19 protein-coding genes and 2 pseudogenes are annotated in these 25,174 nt (G+C 37.3%); 18 read left to right on the forward strand and 3 right to left on the reverse strand.

Annotation, left to right across the window (positions count from 1 at the left end):
- Positions 1 to 110: 110 nt before the first annotated feature.
- The 3 genes and pseudogenes from AC625_RS00905 to AC625_RS00915 all read left to right on the forward strand — a co-directional run bounded on the left by AC625_RS00905 (position 111) and on the right by AC625_RS00915 (position 1,718).
- Positions 111 to 413, forward strand: a complete 303-nt coding sequence (locus AC625_RS00905; protein WP_049679587.1) for a hypothetical protein — start codon at positions 111 to 113, stop codon at positions 411 to 413.
- 130 nt (positions 414 to 543) lie between these two features.
- Positions 544 to 932, forward strand: a pseudogene (locus tag AC625_RS00910) (VOC family protein).
- Positions 933 to 1,277: 345 nt separating this feature from the next.
- Positions 1,278 to 1,718 (forward strand): SRPBCC family protein, encoded by a 441-nt coding sequence (locus tag AC625_RS00915; protein WP_049679588.1) that lies wholly within the window; start codon positions 1,278 to 1,280, stop codon positions 1,716 to 1,718.
- Between the two features lie 887 nt (positions 1,719 to 2,605).
- Here the strand turns inward: AC625_RS00915 and AC625_RS00920 are convergent.
- Positions 2,606 to 4,684 carry a helix-turn-helix domain-containing protein gene (locus AC625_RS00920; protein WP_049679589.1) on the reverse strand — a complete coding sequence of 693 codons (2,079 nt, stop codon included), beginning with the start codon at positions 4,682 to 4,684 and terminating at the stop codon, positions 2,606 to 2,608.
- 181 nt (positions 4,685 to 4,865) lie between these two features.
- Between AC625_RS00920 and AC625_RS00925 the strand changes: the two genes are divergently transcribed.
- The 3 genes from AC625_RS00925 to AC625_RS00935 all read left to right on the forward strand — a co-directional run bounded on the left by AC625_RS00925 (position 4,866) and on the right by AC625_RS00935 (position 8,599).
- Entirely contained in the window at positions 4,866 to 6,101 is a 1,236-nt protein-coding gene (locus tag AC625_RS00925) for an MFS transporter (protein WP_049679590.1), read from the forward strand.
- Positions 6,102 to 6,274: 173 nt separating this feature from the next.
- A complete protein-coding gene (locus tag AC625_RS00930) occupies positions 6,275 to 7,708 on the forward strand; it encodes an amidohydrolase (protein ID WP_049679591.1) in 1,434 nt (477 codons plus the stop codon).
- 549 nt (positions 7,709 to 8,257) lie between these two features.
- A complete protein-coding gene (locus AC625_RS00935; protein ID WP_049683518.1) occupies positions 8,258 to 8,599 on the forward strand; it encodes a zinc ribbon domain-containing protein YjdM in 342 nt (113 codons plus the stop codon).
- A gap of 353 nt (positions 8,600 to 8,952) precedes the next feature.
- Here AC625_RS00935 and AC625_RS00940 read toward each other — a convergent pair whose 3' ends face one another.
- Complete coding sequence (locus tag AC625_RS00940; protein ID WP_049679592.1) at positions 8,953 to 9,312, reverse strand: DMT family transporter; 360 nt, start codon at positions 9,310 to 9,312, stop codon at positions 8,953 to 8,955.
- Between the two features lie 845 nt (positions 9,313 to 10,157).
- Here AC625_RS00940 and AC625_RS00945 point away from each other — a divergent pair.
- On the forward strand, positions 10,158 to 10,424 hold the full coding sequence (locus tag AC625_RS00945; protein WP_049679593.1) for a CD3324 family protein: 267 nt from the start codon (positions 10,158 to 10,160) through the stop codon (positions 10,422 to 10,424).
- A 348-nt stretch (positions 10,425 to 10,772) separates the two neighbouring features.
- Positions 10,773 to 11,411 carry a FusB/FusC family EF-G-binding protein gene (locus AC625_RS00950; RefSeq protein ID WP_049679594.1) on the forward strand — a complete coding sequence of 213 codons (639 nt, stop codon included), beginning with the start codon at positions 10,773 to 10,775 and terminating at the stop codon, positions 11,409 to 11,411.
- Positions 11,412 to 11,700: 289 nt separating this feature from the next.
- On the opposite strand, the gene AC625_RS00955 is transcribed toward AC625_RS00950, so the two are convergent.
- Positions 11,701 to 12,363, reverse strand: coding sequence for a GntR family transcriptional regulator (locus tag AC625_RS00955; RefSeq protein WP_049679595.1), 663 nt, complete (start codon positions 12,361 to 12,363; stop codon positions 11,701 to 11,703).
- 250 nt (positions 12,364 to 12,613) lie between these two features.
- On the opposite strand from AC625_RS00955, the gene brnQ reads away from it, so the two are divergent.
- From brnQ to AC625_RS01000, 10 genes and pseudogenes are all read left to right on the forward strand, one after another.
- Positions 12,614 to 13,957 carry a branched-chain amino acid transport system II carrier protein gene (brnQ, locus tag AC625_RS00960; RefSeq protein ID WP_049679596.1) on the forward strand — a complete coding sequence of 448 codons (1,344 nt, stop codon included), beginning with the start codon at positions 12,614 to 12,616 and terminating at the stop codon, positions 13,955 to 13,957.
- Between the two features lie 251 nt (positions 13,958 to 14,208).
- Positions 14,209 to 14,349: pseudogene (locus AC625_RS25270) on the forward strand (zinc ribbon domain-containing protein); the annotation flags it as partial.
- A 654-nt stretch (positions 14,350 to 15,003) separates the two neighbouring features.
- Entirely contained in the window at positions 15,004 to 15,369 is a 366-nt protein-coding gene (locus tag AC625_RS00965; protein WP_049679597.1) for a winged helix-turn-helix transcriptional regulator, read from the forward strand.
- Between the two features lie 266 nt (positions 15,370 to 15,635).
- A complete protein-coding gene (gene licT, locus AC625_RS00970; protein ID WP_049679598.1) occupies positions 15,636 to 16,481 on the forward strand; it encodes a BglG family transcription antiterminator LicT in 846 nt (281 codons plus the stop codon).
- A 255-nt stretch (positions 16,482 to 16,736) separates the two neighbouring features.
- Entirely contained in the window at positions 16,737 to 18,578 is a 1,842-nt protein-coding gene (locus AC625_RS00975; RefSeq protein WP_049679599.1) for a beta-glucoside-specific PTS transporter subunit IIABC, read from the forward strand.
- A gap of 181 nt (positions 18,579 to 18,759) precedes the next feature.
- A complete protein-coding gene (locus tag AC625_RS00980) occupies positions 18,760 to 20,169 on the forward strand; it encodes a glycoside hydrolase family 1 protein (RefSeq protein WP_049679600.1) in 1,410 nt (469 codons plus the stop codon).
- Between the two features lie 106 nt (positions 20,170 to 20,275).
- Positions 20,276 to 21,733, forward strand: a complete 1,458-nt coding sequence (locus AC625_RS00985; RefSeq protein ID WP_049679601.1) for a glycoside hydrolase family 1 protein — start codon at positions 20,276 to 20,278, stop codon at positions 21,731 to 21,733.
- Positions 21,734 to 22,039: 306 nt separating this feature from the next.
- Positions 22,040 to 22,603: a DinB family protein gene (locus AC625_RS00990; protein WP_342670978.1), complete on the forward strand. Its 564-nt coding sequence runs from the start codon at positions 22,040 to 22,042 to the stop codon at positions 22,601 to 22,603.
- Between the two features lie 573 nt (positions 22,604 to 23,176).
- On the forward strand, positions 23,177 to 24,271 hold the full coding sequence (locus AC625_RS00995) for an ABC transporter ATP-binding protein (protein ID WP_049679602.1): 1,095 nt from the start codon (positions 23,177 to 23,179) through the stop codon (positions 24,269 to 24,271).
- A 12-nt stretch (positions 24,272 to 24,283) separates the two neighbouring features.
- Positions 24,284 to 25,174, forward strand: coding sequence for a carbohydrate ABC transporter permease (locus AC625_RS01000; RefSeq protein ID WP_049679603.1), 891 nt, complete (start codon positions 24,284 to 24,286; stop codon positions 25,172 to 25,174).

Genomic DNA, 25,174 nt, shown 5'->3' on the forward strand with positions numbered 1-25,174 from the left:
TATTCCAAAGCCATAGTTATACCCCCTTAGACATGATCTGAAGGGGTGTTTATTTATAGTGAAAAAGGAAAGAACACCTGAATTTGAAAAGTGGATTAAGGAACTGATAAGTGACAATAGTTGTTCCGTTAAAGGGCAGGTTAGAAAAAATACTTGTAATTGTTAATGATTATAAAGATCAATTTCTGATAATTAAGGAGATTAAATATGATGTTACTTGGTATGAATTCTTTGAAAGAACGGGTATACCTATTGAAGATTATACGTTATTAGCTATTAAACAAGCGAAGCAAATTGCTAATTCGTATACTAGTGAAGGATTCATAGAATATGTAAAGGCAAATGTTGAATATAGACCAAAAACAGTTGGAAGGATTCCAAGTTTAGCGACATTTAATGAAAAACTAAATTGACATGGTATCCGCATCCCAAAATACCCATATAAGAGCCGGAGTGTTTAAGAATCAAAGGAATACTATAAAACACTAAATAGAATTTGAATACGGGTATTGCAAAAAAACAGGAACACAGGAGATGTGGGATATGAAGATCAATAGAATAGATCATGTGGGTGTAATCGTAAATGATCTTTCAGCAGCTAAAGCGTTTTTTCTCGATTTTGGACTTGAAGTGTAAGGGGAAGAAGAAGTTGAAGGAGAATGGGTGGATTGGATAGTTGGGATTAATGACGTTAAAGGCAAATGTGTAGTATTGCAGCCGCCAGATGAACAAGGTATTCAGAAACCCTTTGCAAATATGCTGGGTATCCGACATATTACATGTGCTGTTGAAGATATTGAAGCTGTTGTTGCCAAATTGAAAAAGAAGGGAACGGAAGTCTTTAGTGAGAGCAATATGAAGAAAGCTATAAGTTATGCTACGTTCGTGGGCCAGAGGGAATTATTTTGGAGTTGGCTGAGGAAATCAAATAAATATTGAGGGGGAAGCTTTGAATTGATTTCGATCTCCAACTTGGTATTGAAACTGGATCTAACAGTTTACAAACAACTTTGATGCACATCATATTGGCGATATCTATTTAAAAGACGTTGTGGAGTTAAGCAATCGGGCGCAATTCTAGAGTAGAAGTTGCGCTCTTTCTTTATGTATAGAGCCAGATTTAGGGGGATTAGAAGATTTGGGTTCTTCAAATAATCAGGTTATTGGAAGAAGGAAAGCTAGGTAAAATTATTGATGTAAGTTTATGCTTTTCATGTAATAATTATTTTATAGAAATGTAAATTTACAATTCATACGTAGTGGAAGTGGGGATCATAATGGCAACGGGAACACATACAGTAGAAATTCCAGTAGATGTACAAGCAGTTTGGGAGTATGTCAGTGATCTTGAAAAATGGGCAACGACAGTACCAGCCTATAAAGAACATGAAATCATAAATGGCAAGCAATCTATTTGGACATTTGAAGGTAGTGTGAAAGGTATTAAAAAAACAATACAAGCGCAGGTAGATATTACTGAATGGAATGAACCTTCAAATATTACGTTTGAACTAAAAGGTTTAACAGATAATTTTACAGGAAGCGGTCACTTTACTGCAGAAGATGTTAATGGTAAAACTACAATGACTTGTACGGTGGAAGTCCATGCAGGTGGAATATCGGGTGCGGTGTTAACACCAATTATTAAATGGGCTGTTCCAAAAGTAGCATCTCGTTTAACAGAATCTATCGCACGTAAAATTGCAGTATTCTCATAGTTTTCAAATATTGAAAGTCGCTTTATTTAGGAGATACCTTCTCTGAAGCAAAGATGGTAACCAATGCAATGTTAAAGAGTTTTACTAGAAATTTTATAATTAGCGGAAAGGGGGCTGTCCAAAAATGGACGGCCTCTTTTTTCGTTGTGTCAGCCATATACTAATGCTAATTCAAATAATTGATGATGATGATTTTACAATTAGCAGAGTCTTTATTGGTTTTACTTGCTCCCTTTAATCATTCATCGAAAAAAATAAAATGAAGTCATATAAAGATTTTCTAGTCGGTGGCTTTTCGATTTCTATGTTAAATATTGGACTTATTGTTAGGATATTTATTGACCCAGGCAAATTTATATAAGTTTCTTAGTCATAAATAATAATGAGTAAAATCATGAAGGGCTGAACAATTTATAGTGTTTCAACGCCACGAATGCCTGAACCTGGCTTTCATCTTTTGCCACATCCAGACCAATGACTGGATTCATGTTTTATCTCCTCCTCAAGAAAATTGCCGGTACCCCTAATTCCTTCTTGTAGTGTCATAGCTTCGCTTGTTATACGAGATCCAAGTCCCAACCAGCCTCAATCATGTTTCTACAAGTAGGGGCGAACGGTTTAACGGACGGGATCAAGTCCCAAGGGCCATTACGTTCTACCCCGGCTACCGTTATCATATATCGATATAAAAAAAGGTCAACCAGAAATATGTTCTGGCTGACCTTATAATACGAAGGGCCAGTTTGTTGAGCAACGGTTTGATTTAGTAAAGCACATTTTATATTGTGTTCATCGTTTAATTAAAATGACTTCTTAAAAGGGTAGTACTTTATTTGTAGTTAACAGCACTTACCCTTAAGGAGTTAAATACCTTGCTTTTTCAACTTCTAATACGTTTCACTTAGATGACAGGCTAGGAGCAACTTAAGCCAAACATTAGAATCGTTTAGATCAACTGCAAGAGCTTCCTCGATTTTTCTTATTCGATGGTAGAGTGTATTTTGGTGAATATGCAGACGTTCTGCCGTATCGGATATAGATCGATTAGCAGCAATGTATGTTCTCAGTGTCAACTCCAGATCACTTGCCTTGGCCTTAGGAGATTGGAGCGGTGCAAACACCTCTTGAATAAATTGTTCAATATCCTCGGTCTGCTGATTCAGAAACAATCGGTTAATGCCAATACTTTCATAACTGATAATGCCAGGAGTCCCACGACTTAAGAGATAAGCTAATGATTTATTCGCTTCTTTAGAACTCCTCACAACATGCTCTAGACCTGGGTAAAGCCTTCCTATACCTCCCATAAGAAGTGGAGTATCTTTATTTGTCCACAACTTTACTGCTTTGTTTAATTTTTGGATTAGGCTGTCCTGTTGAGACTCGGTAGTGGCATTCATTATGATCGTCACTTTATCATGAAAACCGAACAGGAGGTACTCTAAAGACCCCAGCTCTTTATGTAGAGTGGAAATTAGCATTCTCTGGTGTGTTTCTCGTTTCTTGACGACTTGTGCCTTCCCACTCAGTTGTATTACTGTGACGAAGAGTGGTTTGTCTGGAGAAAGACCAAAATCTCTTGATTTAGAAGCAAGTAGATTTGGCTCCCTATATTGGAGAAGTTCATTAAAAAATTCATAGCATTGTTTATAGTACATATCCGTCATGGAATAGGTATTAACCATTTTTAGTGCCACCAAAGCACTTCCCTGCTCTAACACTACAGTATCAAGAGGACGGAGCGATCGGCGAAGCTCCACCACAAAGTAACCGATTGGAACCCCATCATTCACAATGGGATACAAATGAACAGAAGTTTCGTTAATAGTAACTGTCAATGTGTTCACACGATTTTCCCATCCTTTTATTAAATCTGTATCCTTTAGCCTCCTTGAAAGAGGAGTGTAATGTGGATACCATTCATTTTTAGTCATATCGAAAAGAGAAACAGGAAGGTTGATCATCTGTTCAACTGTTTTAGCAACCATTATCAAATCAGAATCCTTTAAAGAGAGTTTAGTAAAAACTTCATGAATATGGTTTCGTTTAACCAAATATTCGTTTGTTTCTCTTAGATTTGAAAAAAGTCTTGCATTGGTAATCGCAATCGCTGCCTGATCGGCAAAACCCTGCAACCAGCGTAAATCATCATTTGTCAACTTTCGATTTTTATTAATCTGGTGGACGATCATTACACCAAGCTTCTCTTTTTTCATACTAACAGGAACAGCCATCGAAAATAGAACAGTATTTCCCTCTGTATTTTCCATTGCGGCCATTAAATTTTTCATGTTGTCCGGCTTGATATTCGATATAGCTGCAAATCCTTGTTCCATATTGTAGGTATGGCCGACTCCATCCCGGTAAACCTCCCCTCCAATCCCCTCCCCTAATTCGGTCTTGAAATCGTAGATAGACGGTCCCATTCCAATGCTTGCTTTAGGGACAAGCCTTTGTATCTCAGGGTCATAAAGCATTAAAAATCCACGGTCAACGGCTGGAATAGCGATCAATGCGTTGTGCATGATGTTGTGTAACAGCTCATCCAACTCAAGAATGGAAGTTAACGAATGCAAACCCTCGAGCCATGCATCATTCTCTTGCCAATGCCGCTTTAATGTTTGTTGAAGAAGCAAATAACGGACTTGTAGCACAAAATGATCGCACTCTAATTTAGATAACGTCCTACCAGAACATATGCACGCGCGAACTGAAGTTGATTCAGGAACTTCCGTTTTAAACAAAAACAGTTGGCTACCGTTATCAGGATTGTAGCAAGTAGCATAATGATTACTTTCTATGCATGTTAAATTCGGCCAATTATCTTCATGCGAAAAAATAATTTTATCACGATTGGTGAGGGGTTCCCCGCATATGTGGACCCAATCCTCTGTAGAATCCAATATCCAAATATGGTATGTATAGGTCCAATCAGGTTTGCACATTATAACTTCTTTCTGTTCCATATCACTCACCCTAAACCATTTCTTTTTTTAAAATTGTACAATTCTCCATTCATTATCTTATGCATTGTTGAGATTTACAATTGAATGCTGAATATATTGTTTATTTTGACAATGACAACTAACAGCTTGTTCTATTAATATTTATTTTGTAATCATTCAAGTAAAAAAGGGAGGTTTTACAATGAGTGAAAGCGCTAACAATTCAAGAGAAAAAATGATTTTATTAGTTCTCTATTTTGGATGGATTATATCGTACATTGACAGAACTGTTATAAGTCTTGCAATTGTGCAGATTGGAGAAGATTTAACACTTGATGCGTCAAAATTAGGGATTGTACTAAGTGCCTTCTTCATGGGTTATGCATTAATGCAGATTCCAGGTGGCTGGCTCGCAGACCGTTTTGGATCACGAAAAGTCATCGTGGCAGCTGTTGTGGCCTGGTCGATATTTACTGCATTGTCTGGACTTGCCTGGTCCCTTACTTCGTTAATTCTAATTCGGTTTCTTTTTGGAATTGGTGAAGGGGGATATCCTGCAGCAAGTACTAAAGCAATATCTGATTATTTTCCCGCTGATAAAAGGACGAAAGCTCAATCCACAATGATGTCTTCAAATGCATTTGGTGCTGCTCTTGCACCGATTATTTGTGCCCCACTATTAGTCGCATTTGGTTGGCGGAACGTGTTTTTGTTTGTCGGCCTATTAGGTATTGTTTTTTTGGTCTGGTTCCTTCTATCTACTAGACAAGCAGGGAATTACTCTAATTCTGGGGTAGCAGTTAAGCCTAGTCGAAAAGAATATACACAGCTGCTCCGCAATTCTTATTTATGGAAAGTTCTATTAATCTTCTTTTTTGTTAATGTTACAAATTGGGGTCTTATTTCCTGGATGCCTTCATACTTAATGCAGGGGCTTGGAATCGATCTTAAATCAGTTGGGTTATTCACTGCGATTCCCAGCTTGTTTCTGACAATAGGGATGATTATTAGTGGAAGAATCATTAATAAGATTGGTTCGAAGGCAAAATATGGAGTATTAACTGGAATTATTATTACAGGGGCTTCTCTTTATTTAATGTCACTTTCATCCGGTGTTTTTCAGGTAATTATGTATCAGAGCATCGCGTTTACTTTTATGTCATTTGTCATGAGCTTTGTCTTTACAGTGCCACATCGGGTTATGGAACAGAAAGTAGTGGGTACCGCATTTGGCATCATAAATTTTGGAGGTCAGGCTGCAGGTATTTTTTCCCCAATGATTATGGGTGCTCTTATCGCTTCGACAGGGTCTTACAAAGCCGCGTTCATTTTCTTAACGATATGTTGCCTCGTCGCTGCAGTTGTTGTTTGTTTCTTACCATCAGCTAAAAAGAGCCAAGCAGCAACAGAGTATTCTACCATAGAAAAAGCAAATTGAGTGATTAATCGCAGGATTGAATGAATAATTAGGCTGTTTTAAACATTAGTGTTGATCAAATAGTAGCCATTACGTTATTCATTTGAATAAAACCGATACGCATGAATAATAATAGATTATTTTCAACATTGAACTTTAGCAGAGTCAATAATTAAAGAAAAGGTGGAGAAGAAATGGGCAAATCGAACATTACTAAGTGGATGGATGAGAATGAAGCTAAATTTACAGACTTGGCCAAACAAATTTGGGCAAATCCTGAATTAGGCTATAATGAAACGTTTGCATCTACCTTGCAAATTAAGACTTTAGAAGAAGCAGGATTTGAGGTTACTTCTGGGATTGGTGATGTGCCAACCGCTTTTGTTGCACAATACGGAAAAGGAAAACCAGTCATAGGGATTCTCGGTGAATTTGATGCCCTACCAGGATTATCCCAAGATATCACTCCAAATTATAACCCAATCGTTCCAAATGGCCCAGGACATGGCTGTGGTCACAACTTGCTTGGAACAGCTGGGGTAAATGCTGTGATTGCTCTTAAGGAAAGAATGGAAGCAGAAATGCTACCAGGAACCATTCGATACTATGGGTGCCCTGCTGAAGAACTTCTCTCCGGAAAAACGTTTATGGCAAGGGCGGGTGTATTTGATGATTTAGATTGCGCCCTTACATGGCACCCTGGAACGGTCAATACGACAGCTAATTTCCGTATGCAGGCATTAACTGCAATCGAATTTTATTTCTCTGGGAGAACTTCCCACGCCGGTGCTGCTCCACATCTTGGACGCAGTGCACTAGACGCCGTTGAGTTAATGAATGTCGGTGCTAACTATTTACGGGAGCATGTTCTAGATGGTACCCGAATTCACTATCAGATTACAAACGGGGGAATGGCACCCAATGTCGTACCAGATAAGGCTAGTGTTTATTATTTCTTACGTGGGGCAGACCGTAAGCAGGTGGAGGAATTAGAGGAAAGGTTAATAAAAGTTGCTCAGGGGGCAGCTATGATGACAGAGACCTCAGTATGCTGGGAAATCAAATCTGGATGCTATGAAACATTGCCAAACGAAACTTTGAATGAGCTTATGTATATGCAAGAGGAAGCAACAGGATTATTTACTTTTACCCAAGAGGAAGAGAAATTTGCTGAAGAACTTCTCCAAACGGTTGAGCCATCTGTATTGGTAGGTGCTAAAAATCAACTCATGAGTGCGGATGCAAGCAAAATGCTCGATACAGCCTTTTACCACAACATGAATCATTTCGGTTTATCCATTGGTGGATCATCCGATGTAGGAGATGTATCTTGGATTGTTCCAATGGGGCAAATAATGACCACCTGCGCACCACTCGGGGTTCAATTCCACACTTGGCAGGCTACGGCCTCATTTGGTTCATCAATCGGCCTGAAGGGAATGCACTATGCAGCAAAAATAATGGCATTATCTGCTTACGAATTACTGTTGGATCAAGATGGTATTCTTGAAAAAGCAAAGGACGAATTCAAAGCAAGCACAAAAGGAGCGGCTTACAAATCTGGTATTCCATCTGATGTGAAACCACCTGTGCTAAATAGTGACGCTGTTCCAGTATCAGCAATCTGAGATGGAAATTGCATGGTGAATCCGGGAGAAGATATGTAGCTGATCATTTTTAACGTCACCTTTATAAGGTGGCGTTATTTATAGTTGTCCAACAATATGCAATATAAGAGTAGCTTGTTCAACAATCGGGCGCGATTGTGGTAGATATAAACGACTTTATTGTTATATTTTTTAGTACATTAAGCAACTTTATATTAACCCCGTCCTAAAATATAGGACTCGTTATGGCTGACCCTTAGCTGCACTTTGATATTTAGCCTGCGAAGTGTGAAAAAAGCCATTTGAGTCCCTCTTTTTTGATGACTTTACTAAGGCCAGATTTGGCTTTGTATATTTATGTGAGGTACTACACTTACCAAGCTATTTTGATGAAGCACTTGTACTTTTAGGCGTATTATCCTTTAAAAGTATAGAGTTGTTTAAATCACGCTTATTGGCTTATAATTAAAAGTTCGTAATTGCTATTCTTACGAAGGTGTAAAAAGGGATCTGTTGCAAATAATACCTATTTATTAGAAGGAACAATTAATGAATGGAGGAAATGAAATAATGTTTGATTTACCAAATTGTCCAAAATGTAATTCTGAATACACGTACGAAGATGGAAGTCTTTTTGTTTGCCCTGAATGTAGTCATGAGTGGACTTTAGAAGTAGAGACTGAAATCGGTGAAGACGAAAAGGTTATTAAAGATGCAAATGGCAACGTCTTAAATGATGGTGATTCTGTAACAGTAATCAAAGACCTTAAAGTAAAAGGAAGTTCATTAGTTGTAAAAATAGGGACAAAAGTAAAAAGTATACGTTTGGTTGATGGGGATCATGATATTGATTGCAAAATTGATGGTTTTGGAGAAATGAAATTAAAATCTGAATTTGTTAAAAAGGTTTAAAGAAACAGACCGAAATAGATTCTATAATAATAGGCGTGCTATAGAACACTTCCACTATAAAAACCTCGATTCTCTTTATAGTCATCACATATCATCTAAATAATTGATAAAAAGAATGTCCATTAAGATCGTTTTTAATGGGCATTTATCTTTTTTAAAGACTTAAATCTGGAAAAAGGCTGAAGTACGTGATTTTAAACAATTCCCTCTTCTTTTATCCCACATTAACGGGCAGTAAACCCTATCTCAAAGCCTAGAAGAATCAAAGAAGCGTAGTTAGAGGATGATGAAAGAAACCTAAACTGATTGAATTTCTACTTTATTTCATTTTGAGTTTCTAAAAGAGAAGTTATTCATTTTTGCTTTTCTGTTATCTTCCCATCTTTGGATGCATCATGACTTACAGTAAAGTTTAAAGTGATAACACCGATAATAATGAGAAGTATTGAAGCAATTTTTAAAAGGCTAAAGCTTTCATTAAAGAAAAAAACGCCAATGAAAGTAATAATCAAGATACCAATACCGGACCAAATTGCATAGGCGACTGACACTTCAATGGTCTTCAGTGCTAATGTTAAAAAGCTAAGGCTACCAATATAAAAGAAAATTAATAATATACTTGGTATTAATTTGGTGAAACCATCAGATAACTTCATATTGATTGTGCCCGCTACTTCAAGCAAGATAGCTAGGCATAAATAAACCCAAGACACATTCATTCCTCCCTCTATTCTCCTATTTTATCTCGGTTTCACAAGCTGTACTCCTACATAGATGGCCGGTTCCAGTTCGCATTATTTTGATTTATCTTAAGAAATAAATTCGCTTTGTATTCTCAAATCCCCTTTTCCGTAACGAAGATTCCTAACAATATTATTTAACAGAGCCTAAATTAAATAAATTGTTTCTCGTGGAACAATTATTTTCATTTAAGCCAATCCTCTCCGTCTGTGATATTTATCCCCGGGTCCTATCGAATTCATTAGTTAGTTGATCTTTCAATTTAAGTAGCCGTTGCTTCCCAGCCATTGTCCTACTCGTGACTACAGGGCGGCTATACTCTAAAGCTTATCATCTGCATAGCTTTTATTGAATCCCTTTTAAGGAGTCAGCGGGGAAATTGAGTTGTACGAAGAAGGAGTGATTAATAGGATGTAATTAATGAAAAAATAGAGGGTAGTATTGTATAATCCAGAAATAATGTGATAAGAAATAAATTTGTGGTTCTGAAGGATGGAAGGCACTTCTTCAAGGACGGATCTCATACGAGTCGATCAAAAAATGATGTAGGAGATCTGAATTCTTTCGTAATTTGACCATAATGGATTAAAAGCATGGTTTGAAAGGATCATAAACGTTTAAGGGGGTGAGGTAAAATGGTAAATAAAACTTGGTTGCCAGATTCTGCAACATCTCATGCAAAGCCTAGTATTGGAAAGGCGATACTTTGTATGGGGTGAACACGTATTTAATATCGCCCAAATTTAGTTCAAATTATTTCTAATAGTTGGCTTTGCACCTTATTTTCATTTACACAAAAAATAAGGGGCTGGCAGAAATGAAATATGTAAATGCAACGACTATTTTACCCGAAAAGCTGATCATAGAAATTCAAAAGTATATTCAAGGAGAAACCATTTATATACCTAAATTAGAAACGAACTATCAAAAGTGGGGGACACGTTCTGGAGGAAGAAAGTTAATGGATGCCAGAAATACCACTATTAAAAATGCTTTTAAAAATGGCAGGACGATCCATCAATTAGCTGAAGAATATTTTCTTTCAATTGAAACAATCAAAAAAATTGTTTATTCTAAAAAATAATGGAACTCTCAGTGGTTCCTTAAAAGAGGATGTCTCATAAGGGTCTGGCTTCGCACTCTAAATCAGTATGTAGTGTTTCATACACTTATCTTATACTGTATTTTATTGTTGCGGGGTTTGACCTTTTGCTTTGAGACATCCTCTTTTTATATGGTAAGTTTGCTTCATAGTCATTTTCTACATTGAAAAAGGTAAGCAGAACTTTTAAAATAAATAGGGAATTTAGCAATAATAATGGGTGTGGAATGTATGGTTACAAAAGAAAAGAATGTAATGGGTTTTCTAATATGATGGCTTCTTGGCAGCTTGATTTAGCTACAAAATAATATAGTACCAGGAGTGATGAAAATGGAACTTTTTATTAGAAGTGATCAGTATAACTTTATTAAGGCCCAAACACAGATTCTAATTAATGGTCACTCGACTGTAAATGATATTGAAGTTCTTCATGCATTAAAATCTATTGTTCAAGAAAAAGTTCTACATTTATTCATGGACATTAGCGAAGAGCAAAGACAGATACTACATCCAATCATTAACATTGAAGATAACGATAAGGCTGAGGAGTTTCTATCGCATGTTTTGCCGTATGTGATTCCTTTCAAAGAAGTAACAGAAAAAACGATAAAAAAATTATTCCCTAAAGCAAAGAAGCTAAAAGTTCCAATACTCGAAAACATGAATCTGTATGAGATTTCATATTTGGGTTGGAACGATAAGGGATCTAATAAAAAATATATCGTAGCTCATCATCATAATAAGCTCATAGGCATACAAGGCACATATAAAAGTATAAACAAAAAAGGAATTTGTGCACTGTGTAATCATCACGAAGAAATAGGAATGTTTCTTTCTGAAGCAAAAGGAACAGCAATCGGTACATTTATTAAAAGAGGGAACTATATTTGTGAAAATAGTCAAAAGTGTAATCAAAATATAATTTCACTTGATAAATTAAATGATTTTATTGAGAGACTTACTAGTTAATAGGGTTGATATAATGTCTGCGGACGCTTACAATGTCAAAATATTTGCCAGTGGTGTAACGTGGCAAATGGACTGAAGAATTTTAAGAGAAGTAGGGTGGGGGCTTAATAGTCAAACGTTTACAAGGTAAAGCTTGTGTAGAACTGCTCTAGTATATTCTGTGATTGTAAAAAATGTTTATCATTCATGATCAAGATAGGCTTTTTCCAGTAAAAAAACCAGCCTTCTCATTCAGAGAACTGGTTTTTTTAGGATATTGCAATAAGAGAGAGGTCTAATCTTTGTTTACCTATTGTTCTTGTTCAGCATAGAAAAGATCAATAGGATGAAGCCAATTGATTCGTGCCAACTTAGCAGCCTCTTCTTTATTTTTCTCTTCGAAAGCATTCAAAATTGCTTCATGTTCTTCGATCGAACGTTGAGTAAAGACAATTGATGAATGAAAATAAAGTCGAAAAACATGCGACTGAAGCGTGGAAACCGAACTTGAGATATATTCATTGTGGGCGTTTTCTACAATGATATTGTGGAATTGTTCATCAAACCTTAGGGCATTGTCAGAGTCGCCATTTTTAATAGACTGAGCAAATCTTGTATTAATATCGCGTAACAAATGAATCGTTTCTTGATTAATGACAGGTGTTGCTAGTTCTGCTGCCAAAGCCTGTAATACTGCTAACGGAGGCAATATTTTTGAAACATCTTCTTTCTTTAAGGCGGTGACTTGTGTACCGACTCCGGGATACATTTCGACGAAACCTTGGACAGTGAGCAATTGCAAGGCTTCCCTAATAGGCGTTCTACTTACACCTAATGCTTGTGCAAGGTCGGCATCATTCAGTTTTTCTCCTGGCTTAAAAGTACCATCAATAATCCATTCCTGTATTTGATTAAATGCACGTTTTTTTGCAGATACACGAGGCTTTATTGAGAAATTAGCAGGTATGGGCATAGTATGACCACCTTTTAAAATTGTTTATAATATGATAATGAAATAATTTTGAAAACGTCTCGTGAATTTTATCTACTCTTAAATCTTAGGTTGTATTTAATTGTAGTATATAAAAAAACTAAGTTAAACTCAATATATTGCATATAAATTAAAAATTGCAAATTCTTTGAAATATATTGCGTAAGTATAATTTATATGATATCTTTCGTATATTAAAAAAATAATTTACTTGCTACGAAGGGAGTTTAATATGACGAAAAAAATATCGTTTTCATTTTTAGTAGCTATAGGATTTATGCTATTTGCTTTATTCTTTGGGGCTGGGAATCTTATTTTTCCTGTAATGTTAGGTCAATCATCAGGAACGAATTTTTGGTCAGCCAATGCAGGGTTTGTCGTAACAGGAGTTGGGCTTCCGTTACTTGGAGTTCTGGCGTTTGGGGTATCGGGGAAAAGTGACTTACAATCGTTAGCGAGTCGAGTACATCCTATCTTTGGACTTGTTTTTACGATGGCTCTTTATCTATCAATTGGCCCGTTATTCGCTATACCAAGAACTGGCAGTGTTTCGTATGAAATAGCTCTGAAGCCTTATTTATCTGAAAATACTGGCTTTTTACCATTGCTAATTTTCACGATTATCTTTTTCGGCGTTACTTGCTTTTTTTCACTAAATTCTGCGAAAATTGTCGATATAGTAGGGAAAATCTTGACGCCTATTTTGTTAATCGTAATAGCAATACTGATTATAGCTGGTTTCATTAATCCGATTGGGCAATACCAAGCTCCGATTGAAGCTTATACGGAGCGTGCATTCTTTAAAGGATTCCAAGAGGGATATTTAACAATGGACACTCTTGCGGCGTTTGTTTTTGGTATCATTATTATTAACGCTATTAAGGATAAAGGTGTAACAACTAAGAAGCAAACGATGATCGTTTGTACACAAGCTGCACTAATTGCTTCAGCGCTTTTGGCTATTATCTATACTTCTCTTACGTATATTGGAGCGTCCAGTGTAGAAGGGATTGGACATTTAGAAAATGGTGGAGCAGTTTTAACAGCCGTTTCTAATCACTACTTCGGATCATTCGGAGGCCCAATACTAGGAATAATCGTATTAGGAGCATGTTTAACAACGAGTATCGGACTTATTACGGCATGTTCATCTTATTTCCATAAGTTATTTCCAACCATTTCTTACAAAATGTTCGCCGTTGTATTGTCTATTTTTAGCATGATTTTTGCTAATGTTGGTTTAATGAAATTAATTAGTATATCCGTCCCTGTTCTCACAGCGATTTATCCATTAGCAATCGCGTTAATCTTTTTAACTTTCTTACATTCGTTCTTTAAAGGGAGACAAGAAGTTTATCTAGGCACAATGCTAATGACTTTTATTATAAGTTTATTTGACGGATTAAGTGCTGCAGGATTAAATATTAAAGTAATTGATGACCTATTTAGTGCGATTCTACCTGGATATGAAGTAGGACTTGGCTGGATCGGTTCTGCTATTATCGGGGGAGTATTAGGATATGTTATCAGTTTGTTAAGAAAAAAAATCAATCCATACTCTGCTCAACTAGATTGAGAAAGTAGAGGAGTATAAAGAATCGTTGCGTAAATCAGATTCTCTATAGCACTACTTAATCGAGAACTGATCCATACTAAACATCATTCGAAAATAATTCGAGTGATGTTTTTTCTTGTAAAGACTTTTAACTAATTAACGGTTGCTTGACTAGTAGAGGGGCCCATAATAAAAGGGTCAGATCCAGAGGCGTTATAAAGGGTTGTATAGTGTGCGAGTTAAGAACCTCCATCCTTTATTTTTATCATTTTCTGAGTGAAGTATCCTGGTTACAGCTCAAAAGTATAATTGAATACAAGGAGAAATGGTATGGAAAACAAGTCGTAACGGTTGCAACAAACTTCCCTTCCAGTCAACTTTGTTCGTGTTGTGGCTATAAAAATGAAGTGGTGGGTAGTTAAAGTGTAGGTTCTATTCTAGATTGGTATATTTTTCATACAATTTAGTATAGTCTAACCTTTTTCTAAAAAACCTAAGAATACGGCATCGAATAACAGCATAGCTTGCTCGAAAAGTGACTTCATTGGTTGGAGCGTCCTATAAACCCTTTCAGATTGAAATATTACCGATCTAGGAAATTTAACGGTAATATGAACTTACCAATCGTGAATTCAGGAGAAATCCTTACAGATGCGTTTGTCTCACCTATCCTTTGCTTTATTAGCTATCGAAATCAATGTCTCATTTTTTGTGATATAGAGCCGATCATCAACATATCGTCTGTTTCTAAATGGGTCGTTACCGTTACACTGACCAAATATGCATAGCTCATGAATCTAGATTTGTCTGCTTCAGCAGCAGAGCTTTTTTAATACAAGTATCTTGTTGACTAACAATCCAGCTTATTCATTTAAAATGAAAATCACGCTTTGATTTAATTTTTCGATAACTTTGTATGTATTAATACTTGCACCAATGATACAGCCTTTACTAATCGTAAACAGGTAATTATACTAAGTATATTAGTATAATTATAGTACATGCTTATTTTGAATATAATGGTAAAAAGTATACTTAATGTAATATAAGTGTTGGAGGTGGAGCAAATGCCCAATCTAGAGAATAAATTTTTTAATTGTGAAAAGGAATTGACTCTTTCAGTTATTGGTGGTAAGTGGAAAATGTTGATATTGTGGCATTTGGGGAAAGAGGGAACCAAGCGCTTTGGTGAACTGAAGGCGCTCATGCCGGGGATTACCCAACGAATGCTGGTGAATCAATTGCGTGAGCTAGAAGATCATTTGATTATACATCGAGAAGTTTATCCTGTTGTACCGCCAAAAGTAGAATATTCCCTTACTGAACATGGACGGAGTCTGATGCCGATTCTGGATTCTATGTATGAATGGGGGAAATATTATATCGAGAATGTTCTGGAAACGGAAACTGAAGAAAATGAGTCCATTGAGTAGCAATAAGATTATCTCATTATAATAAATTCCACGGTCGGCAATTTGATCGAAGGGCTTTCCGTGGTTTTATGAAAATATTTCTCCCCTTTTAAAAATACCTCTTGCAAACGCAAACATGCTTTTATATAATAATGGTAGACAAAGGATTGTTACTGTTCGGCAGGCAAAACCTGGATTGATTGGAGTATTACGGGGAAACTGTAATATTGGGATCAGTTCAGGTTTTTTTGTTAGTATTTAAAAAATCAGTGATAAGGTGACTCATTATGCGCATAAAAAAAGTCTTTAACAACAACGTTATACTGACAGAAGATGGGAACCTAGAAGAAATGGTTGTTATGGGGCGTGGACTCGCTTTTCAGAAGAAAGTTGGAGATGAAATCGATGAAACGAAGATTGAGAAAACCTTCGTCATTCACTCGAAAAATGTCTTTGATAAATTATCTGAATTGCTCAAAGAAATCCCATTTGATCACTTGGAACTGTCTAATGATATTATCGAATTGGCCAAACGAGAATTGGGATATCAGTTAAACGAAACCGTTTACTTGTCATTGACGGATCATATCCATTTTGCGCTAACAAGGATTCAAGAAGGACTGATAGTGAAGAATGCCCTATTGTGGGAAGTTAAGAAATTTTATAAAGATGAATATCGAGTAGCTAAACAAGCGGTTCAGATGATTGAGGACCGGACAGGTATTCAATTACCAGATGATGAAAGTGCATCGATTGCGCTGCATCTGTTTAATGCAAGGCATGATTCGGCAGGCATGGAACAAACCATGGAGATGACGAAGATTGTCAATGACATCATTACGATCGTGAAGTATCATTTTGGCATCACGTTTGATGAAGATTCAATGAATTATAGTCGATTTATTACTCATTTACGCTATTTTGCTTACCGTATGCAAAGAGGTGAACTATCCCGTGAAGATGAGGACTCGTTATTTGATCAAGTGAGTAAGCAATATTCTGAAGCGTATCAATGTACCATCAAAGTACAAACTTATTTGCAGTTAAGTTATAACGTCCAGATGACGAAGGATGAAATGGTGTATTTCATGATCCATATTCATCGCGTATCTAGTCGTGAGAAAAAAGCATAATTTTTCTGATTAGGATTGTTACTGTTCGGCAGGCAAAACCTGAGAAGAAATGTTGAGAAAAGTGGGTGTGTAACCCTCCTTTCTATCTGCATTTCTTTTCAGGTTTTTTATTTTTTACCGTAAATGATGGGGCAGCAAACCCTCTTATCTCGAAAAATCAAGGATAAAAGGAATTTAGGAGGGGGATTACTACTTATAAAAACTTAACGACGGATAGGATATCCTAGTCAAATTACAAAAAGGGGAAACTAACAGATGGATAATAGAGAATTAGCTAAAAAGATTGTTGAAAAGGTAGGCGGAGAAGAGAATATAAACTCTCTTGTACATTGTGCAACTCGTTTACGTTTTAAATTGGATGATCGTAGTAAAGCGAAAAAAGACGAACTCCAAAACATGGAGGGGGTCATCACTGTAGTTGAAAGTGGTGGCCAATTTCAAGTTGTTATTGGGAACCATGTGCCCAAAGTGTATGCGGAAGTTATGAAAGTAGCAAAAATTAGTGGAGAAACGATCAAAGAATCAACATCCACTGAAAAAGTCGGTGCAGTCTCAAAGGTTTTTGAATATATTTCTGGAACATTCTCTCCTTTGATCCCCGCACTAGCTGGGGCGGGGATGATTAAAGCCCTTCTTGCGATATTAACATTATTACACTGGATTGATGTAGATGGCAGTACGTATGCAGTGCTAAATGCAGCTTCGGGTGGAGTGTTTTTCTTCTTGCCTATCTTTGTAGGGATCACGGCTGCGTTGAAACTTGGTGCGAATCCATATGTCGGTGGCGCGATTGGAGCGGGTTTATTAGAACCTAGCTTTACAGCTCTTCTTGAACACGGAGCTCGTTCGGAATTTTTGAATTTGCCGTTAATTTTGACCAATTATTCATCAACAGTCTTCCCGATGTTGATTGCGATTGCTATTTTTGCTCTATTAGAAAAATGGGTTAAAAAAATTACACCGAGTGTACTCACATTATTTTTCACGCCGATGGTTTGTCTACTCGTAATGGTCCCGTTAACAGCCTTAGTATTTGGTCCGTTTGCAGTGTACGTGAGTGACGGAATTATGAACGGTGTTTCTTATCTATCGTCTGTATCAGCTATTCTAACAGGGGTTATTATTGCGGGTGTGTGGCCATTTCTTGTTATTCTCGGTGTCCACTGGGGTGTTGTGCCAATCGCGATTAGTGCGTTTGCCAAAGGCGGGGATGTGATTTTGCCTATCACAGCCGCTTCAACGTTTGCTCAAATGGGTGTTGCTTTTGGTGTGTTCCTGCGTGCACGTGACAAGAAATTGAAATCCTTGACCCTTGGAGCGGTGTTATCAGGTGTCCTTGCTGGTGTGACCGAGCCGATTATATATGGTGTGATCATGCGCTACCGCAGGTTGATTCCAATCATGGTGATTGCGGGTGTTATTGGCGGAGCCATCGTTGCGACATTTGATGTACGTTTATTCACGTTTGTATTTAACAGCATCTTAACAATCCCGGCTTACCAGCCTCCAGTTAAATATACAATTGGCGTAATGATTGCTTTCTTGGTTGGGACCATTCTGACTTTTATAATCGGATATGAGAAAAAGAAAGAAGAAGAAATCGAACCGGAACAAACAACACCAGTTCCACCAGCTAGAGATAAAAAAATGGCTATAGCTAGTCCTATTGAAGGTACGCTTCTTCCGTTAGCAGATGTACCGGATCCTGTATTCTCTAGTGGCGCGATGGGCAAAGGAGTTGGAATTGAACCAACGATTGGACGCGCAGTCGCTCCGTTTGATGGAACAGTAACAATGATTTTTCCAACAAGTCATGCGATTGGATTAACTTCAAATGACGGAGTGGAAGTTCTCATTCATATTGGGTTAGATACGGTCCAATTAGAAGGAAAACATTTTACTGCCCATGTCGAAAATGGACAGGCAGTTAATCAAGGAGACATCCTAGTAGAATTTGATATTGCTGGTATTAAAGAAGCAGGATATAAAGTGACGACACCAGTGATTGTAACGAATACAACAAATTATTTAGATGTCATTGCAGATGAGCCGAAAGAAGTAGTTAGCGGGCAGTCTATCCTTACAGTTATTAATTAAGATGTGAATCGTATGTCGAATGGGGCATACGATTCACAGTGATTAAACGATACGGGAGATAGCAAACGCCATTTTTTGTTGTGAGAAAGTAACGGATCACTAAAACATGAAAACACAAAGGTTTATTTTGTAAAGAAAGTCAGTCGAAGAAGGTAAATAAATATAAGGGAGAGATTCTAAAATGAAACATACTTCTTTAAAAACATTTCCGGAAAATTTTCTATGGGGTGGTTCAACATCTGCTTATCAAGTAGAGGGTGCATGGAATGAAGATGGCAAGGGTCCATCTGTTGTAGACATGGCCAACCACGTAGAAGGTGTGACAGATTTTAAGGTAACAAGTGACCATTATCATCACTACAAAGAAGACGTGGCATTATTTGCTGAAATGGGCTTTAAAGCCTATCGTTTTTCGATTGCATGGACACGCATTTTCCCAGAAGGGACAGGGGAAGTCAATCAAAAAGGGGTAGAGTTCTACCATAACCTGATTGATGAAATTAAACAGCATAATATGGAACCAATCGTAACGATGTATCACTTTGATTTACCTTACGCTCTTCAACAGCAAGGTGGTTGGGCGAATCGTGCAATGGTCGATGCCTTTGAGCAATATGCGCAAGTTTTATTTAACGAATACGGAGACAAGGTGACATACTGGTTAACCATTAATGAACAGAATATGATGATTCTTCATGGGGATGCCATTGGAACGTTGGACCCGAGCTTGAAGGATCCAAAGAAAGACTTATATCAACAAAACCATCACATGTTAGTCGCACAGGCAAAAGCGATGAAGATGTGTCATGATAAATTGCCGCACGCGAAGATTGGTCCTGCCCCGAACATCGTTTCGATTTATCCTGCAACGTCCAAGCCGGAAGATATTTTAGCGGCAGACAACTATGTAGCGATTCGCAATTGGTTGTACCTAGATATGGCTGTTTTTGGAAAATATAATCATGTTGTTTGGTCCTATCTTGAAGAAAATGGATGGACTCCGGTGATTCAAGATGGAGATATGGAAATCCTTAAAGGAGCAAAGCCAGATTTCATCGCCTTTAACTACTATACCTCTCAGACTGTCCAAGAAAGTACAGGTGACGAGGAAGACAAGCAAGGAACAGGTGATCAACATTTAACGATCGGTGAGACGGGCGTGTTCAAGGGTGCGAAAAATCAACATTTGAAAACGAATGAGTTTGGTTGGGAGATTGATCCCGTGGGGTTCCGAACAACACTTCGTCAAATCTATTCACGTTACGGATTGCCACTGATCGTAACAGAAACAGGGCTTGGCGCATTCGATAAGTTAGAAGAAGGCGACAAAGTACATGATGAATACCGCATTGACTTCTTGCGAAAGCATCTTGAACAAATGCAACTGGCAATTTCTGATGGTGTAGAAGTATTTGGCTTCTGTCCATGGTCTGCGATTGATTTAGTCAGTACACACCAAGGTATTAGCAAACGCTACGGTTTTATCTATGTTAACCGTGATGAATTTGAGCTACTTGATATGCGCCGTATCCGTAAAGACAGCTTTTATTGGTACCAAAAAGTCATTAAAACGAACGGACAAGACATCTAATCTAATTTGGGGCTATTTCTAAGATTCATAAATTCGAGAATTTGTATATGTTAGTAATACTGAAAAAGATAGTAGAAAATGAAAAGATAGAAAGGGGATTATTAAAATGACAATCACAAATAAAGAATTTCCAAAAGGCTTTTTATGGGGCGGTGCTACAGCAGCGAACCAATTAGAAGGTGCATTTGACCAAGACGGGAAAGGTTTGTCTAGTGCAGATTTAGTTGCTTATATCCCGAAAGATCAAAGAAAGAAAGATAATGCGATCGAAATCACTTCGGATGAAATTGAGAAAATCTTGTCAGGTGAAAAAGTTGCTAGATATCCTAAAAGGGAAGGTATCGATTTTTATCACCGCTATAAAGAAGATATCGCATTATTCGCTGAAATGGGTTTTAAGGTTTTCAGATTATCGCTTAACTGGGCGCGAATTTTTCCAAATGGAGATGACCAAGAACCAAATGAAGCAGGTCTAAAATTTTACGATGATGTGTTTGATGAACTTCATAAATATGGAATTGAGCCTTTAGTTACGCTTTCTCACTATGAAACGCCTTATGGGCTTACTGAAAAATATAATGGTTGGTTAGGACGAGAAGTCATTGGCTGTTTTGAAAGATATGCCAAAACCGTATTTACACGTTATAAGGACAAAGTGAAATATTGGCTGACATTTAATGAAATTAATATGATTACATTGAGTCCGTTTACGGGTGGAGGCATTGTTTCTGATCGCACAGAACATCCTCTACAAGCCCAATATCAAGGGTTACATCATCAATTTGTTGCAAGTGCCTTAGTTACAAAGGCTTGTCACGCAATTATCCCTGGTGCAAAAATCGGCTGTATGCTTGCAAGGATGGAAACGTATCCTAACACGCCTAATCCATTAGACGTGCGTAAAGCGCAACTAGAAAATCAAATGAACCTCTTCTTCACAGACGTACATGCACGTGGAGAATATCCAAACTATATGAATCGTTTCTTTAAAGAAAATCAGATTTCTATTAAAAAAGAAGATGGTGACGATGAAATACTAAAAGAATATACTGTGGATTACGTTTCTTTTAGTTATTACATGTCTTTAACTGCTTCTGCAAGTCCAGAAGGGGAAAGAGCACAAGGGAATTTATTTGGCGGTGTAAAAAATCCATATTTAGAATCATCAGACTGGGGCTGGCAAATTGACCCTATTGGTTTAAGAATTATGCTAAATGATATGTATGATCGCTATCAAAAACCACTATTCCTTGTTGAAAATGGCCTAGGTGCTTATGATAGGGTAGAAGAAGATGGTTCGATTCACGATGATTATCGTATCGATTACTTAAGAAAACACATCGAACAAATGCGAGAAGCGATTGAAGATGGTGTTGATCTTATGGGGTATACGAGCTGGGGACCTATTGACTTAGTAAGTATGTCTACTTCCGAAATGACTAAACGCTATGGGTTTATTTACGTTGATTTAGATGATGATGGAAATGGAACGTTAAAGAGATCGAAGAAGGATTCTTTTGATTGGTATAAAAAAGTCATTGAGTCTAATGGTGTAGAGTTATAATATCATCATTAATTGTATGGTTACGAGTTAATATTTGACTTGGTTTGTAAAATTTCCATAGCTATATGCACAATACCGTCTACATTTGTGGACGGTATTGTGCATACTTTAACTTCATTTTTTCAATGTACCACCAGCGTAATGAAGGGTCCAATCCAACTGAACCATCCCGATGCCCTTTCTAGGCCAAATATTCCTGGAATAAACGGAAGATAACAATAATGATAATCCACTGAACAATATAAATATTACTAATAGCGAAGTTGATAGACATTCTATCTTGAGTTATCTTTAGTAGGATAGTGCATGTTATTAGCGAATGTAGGTAATGATGATGGGTGGAAATTGATAAACGGAGGCGAAGGGATGTATAGTACAATTGAAGATTTTTTGACCAATTGGAAGCATGAAAGTGGATCAACGCAAAAAATATTGAATGCATTGACAGATGAATCATTAGCGCAGGAGGTATCACCTGAGGACCGTACACTTGGACGAATCGCCTGGCATGTCGTTACGACGCTTGATGAAATGATAGGACGTACAGGGCTTGTTTTTAAAGCGGCGCGGCATAATTCGCCAGTGCCGAAAACAGCGAGTGAAATCGCTGAAGCATACCGCACGTCAAGTGAAGAGATGGTCGCTTCGATTCGCGAGCAATGGAATGACGAAACATTAAACGAAGAGAGAGATATGTACGGGCAAATGTGGTCGATTACCACCGTGCTTGGGCTAATAATCACTCATCAAGCACATCACCGTGGCCAAATGACCGTGCTCATGCGTCAAGCGGGTCTGACTGTTCCTGGCGTATATGGACCGGCAAGGGAAGAGTGGGCGACATTTGGTGAACAAGCACCTGAAGTATGATTATGAAAATGGAAATTGAACCTTAAACAACCTATTTATTTAAACACAGCACTTAAAGAACACGTATGAGTTAAGCGATGAAAGTCGCTTTTCATACGTGTTTTTTTAGGTAAAGAAATAAATCTATTTTAGTCGAGTAACCTATTGCTACAAGGAATACATCATATAATGTAAATCCATTCTATATTCAATGACTGTACTCATGTACCAAGAGGGTCCGACTGTTCTTGGGCATATATGATTGATATTTAGTAGAAACACAGCTGAAATCTAAGTGCAAAAACGGCATTTGAAGTGCATATATGGATTAGAAAGACCCTGCTCACAAGTTATTCGGTGTGTGCAGGGTCTTATTATGATAAGATTTCCCTCGCTTTAACAGACTGATCCTCTACCATCACCATAACTTCTGCTAGAAAAATGCCCATTGGAACTAAGTAATCAAAATAATGAAGGGGTTTCTACACATAAAGTTAACCGTGTCTTAACAATTACATTACAATATTCTGGTATTCAATAGATTTATAGATGATATATTGATAGAGATTTGAACAACATGTAGGAGGTCCAACCTTGGAAGTACAAATGAAAGATGTCACGATGCAATTCAATAATATAACTGCTGTAGATCGCATGAATGTTACGATTGAAGACGGTGAACTAGTTTCTATGCTAGGTCCTAGTGGTTGCGGGAAAAGTACAACTTTATTTATGCTGGCAGGATTGTACAAACCAACTGCTGGTGAGATATTCTTTGGAGATCGTCTCGTGAACAAAATTGAACCAGAACACCGTGAAATTGGCATGGTGTTTCAAAACTATGCCTTGTACCCGCATTTATCCGTTTTAAAGAATATTATGTTTCCTTTGAAAATGAGGAAAGTATCTAAAGGGGAAGCGGAAGAGCTTGCAAGAGAAATGGCAAAACTCGTTCAAATTGATCATCTATTGGATCGTAAGCCTGGACAATTATCAGGTGGGCAACAACAACGTGTTGCAATAGCGCGAGCATTAGTAAAAAAGCCAAAAATCCTTCTCTTAGATGAACCTCTATCTAATTTAGATGCTAGGCTCCGTCTAGAAATGAGAGAAGAAATAAGACGAATTCAGCAGGAAGTCAAAATAACAACGATTTTCGTTACTCATGACCAAGAAGAAGCCATGAGTATTTCCGATAAGATCTTATTAATGAAGGATGGGAAGTTTCAGCAGTTTTGTCCGCCGCAAGAGATGTATGATCATCCAGAAAATGAGTTCGTGGCTAGCTTTTTAGGAAGTCCTCCTATTAATCTATTTCCAGCTTCTTTGATGGACAACTTAAAAGATGTTTCGATTAGCGGAACTAACGATGTCATTACACTTTCATCTCCTTTGAAAGAAGGAATGGACCCTGCAAGGCAAGTAACGTTAGGTATAAGACCAGAGGATTTTTATATTGAAACAGATGAAAAGAAGCAAGGGATTCTCGGAAAAACCATTATGGTAGAAAGAATTGGCCGCGATAACTTGTTAAATGTAGAAGTTCAGAATAAAACGGTTCGAGCCATAGTATCTCCAGATTTACGAATTGAGCGTGGGGATGTTGTGAAATTAGGCATTCTCCCTGAACGTGCCCATTTGTTCGCTGTTCATACCGGAGAAAATTTACTTGATTCGAAATTACGATAGGAGGGAGCTTTGTTGAACGATACGCCAACCATTGGAAAAACACTTAAAGCTTTGCTCTATTTAGCTCCCGCCCTCCTTATTATCGGTACGTTTAATATTTATCCAATCATCAAGTCATTTTTAATGAGCTTTTATACCGACTATGATTATTTTAAAGATATTGTTAATGAGCGAGGACTAAGTAACTATAGCTATATTTTCCAAGATCCAGAGTTTTGGCTTTCTATGAAAAATACGATGATCTTTGTGATCGGTGTTGTACCCATTTCTATCATCTTATCTTTGGGAATTGCCGTTTTATTGAATCAAAAGATAAAATTTAGAGGTTTTTTCAGAACCGTGTATTTCATTCCATTTGTTACATCTGTTGTGGCCGTTTCCATCGTATGGCGTTGGATTTTCCACACTCAGTATGGATTACTTAACCACTTCCTTGGTTTCTTTGGAGTATCGCCAATCAAGTGGTTATCAGATCCGCAAATGGCCATGCCAGCGCTTATTATTTTAGCGGTTTGGAAGGGGCTCGGTTATAACATTATTATCTTTTTAGCGGGGTTACAAAATATTAATCAGCAATACTATTTAGCAGCGAAAATAGATGGAGCATCGTCTTGGCAAAGATTTAAAAACATCACAGTTCCATTGTTATCATCAACCACTTTCTTTATTTCAATTATATCAATAATCAACTCGTTTAAAGTATTTGATGAGGTGTTTGCGTTATTTGGTGGACAACCAGGTCCTGCAAATAGTGCACAAACCGTTGTGTATTATATCTTTAATAAATTTTATGGAGAATGGGACTTTGGTGTTGCATCAGCAGCCGCTTATGCTTTGTTTATCGTTATTTTTATCCTGACCCTCGTACAATTATACGTGGGTAAACGTAAGGTCAACTACTAA

The organism is Peribacillus loiseleuriae, from assembly GCF_001183985.1.
Taxonomy (GTDB): Bacteria; Bacillota; Bacilli; order Bacillales; family DSM-1321; genus Peribacillus; species Peribacillus loiseleuriae.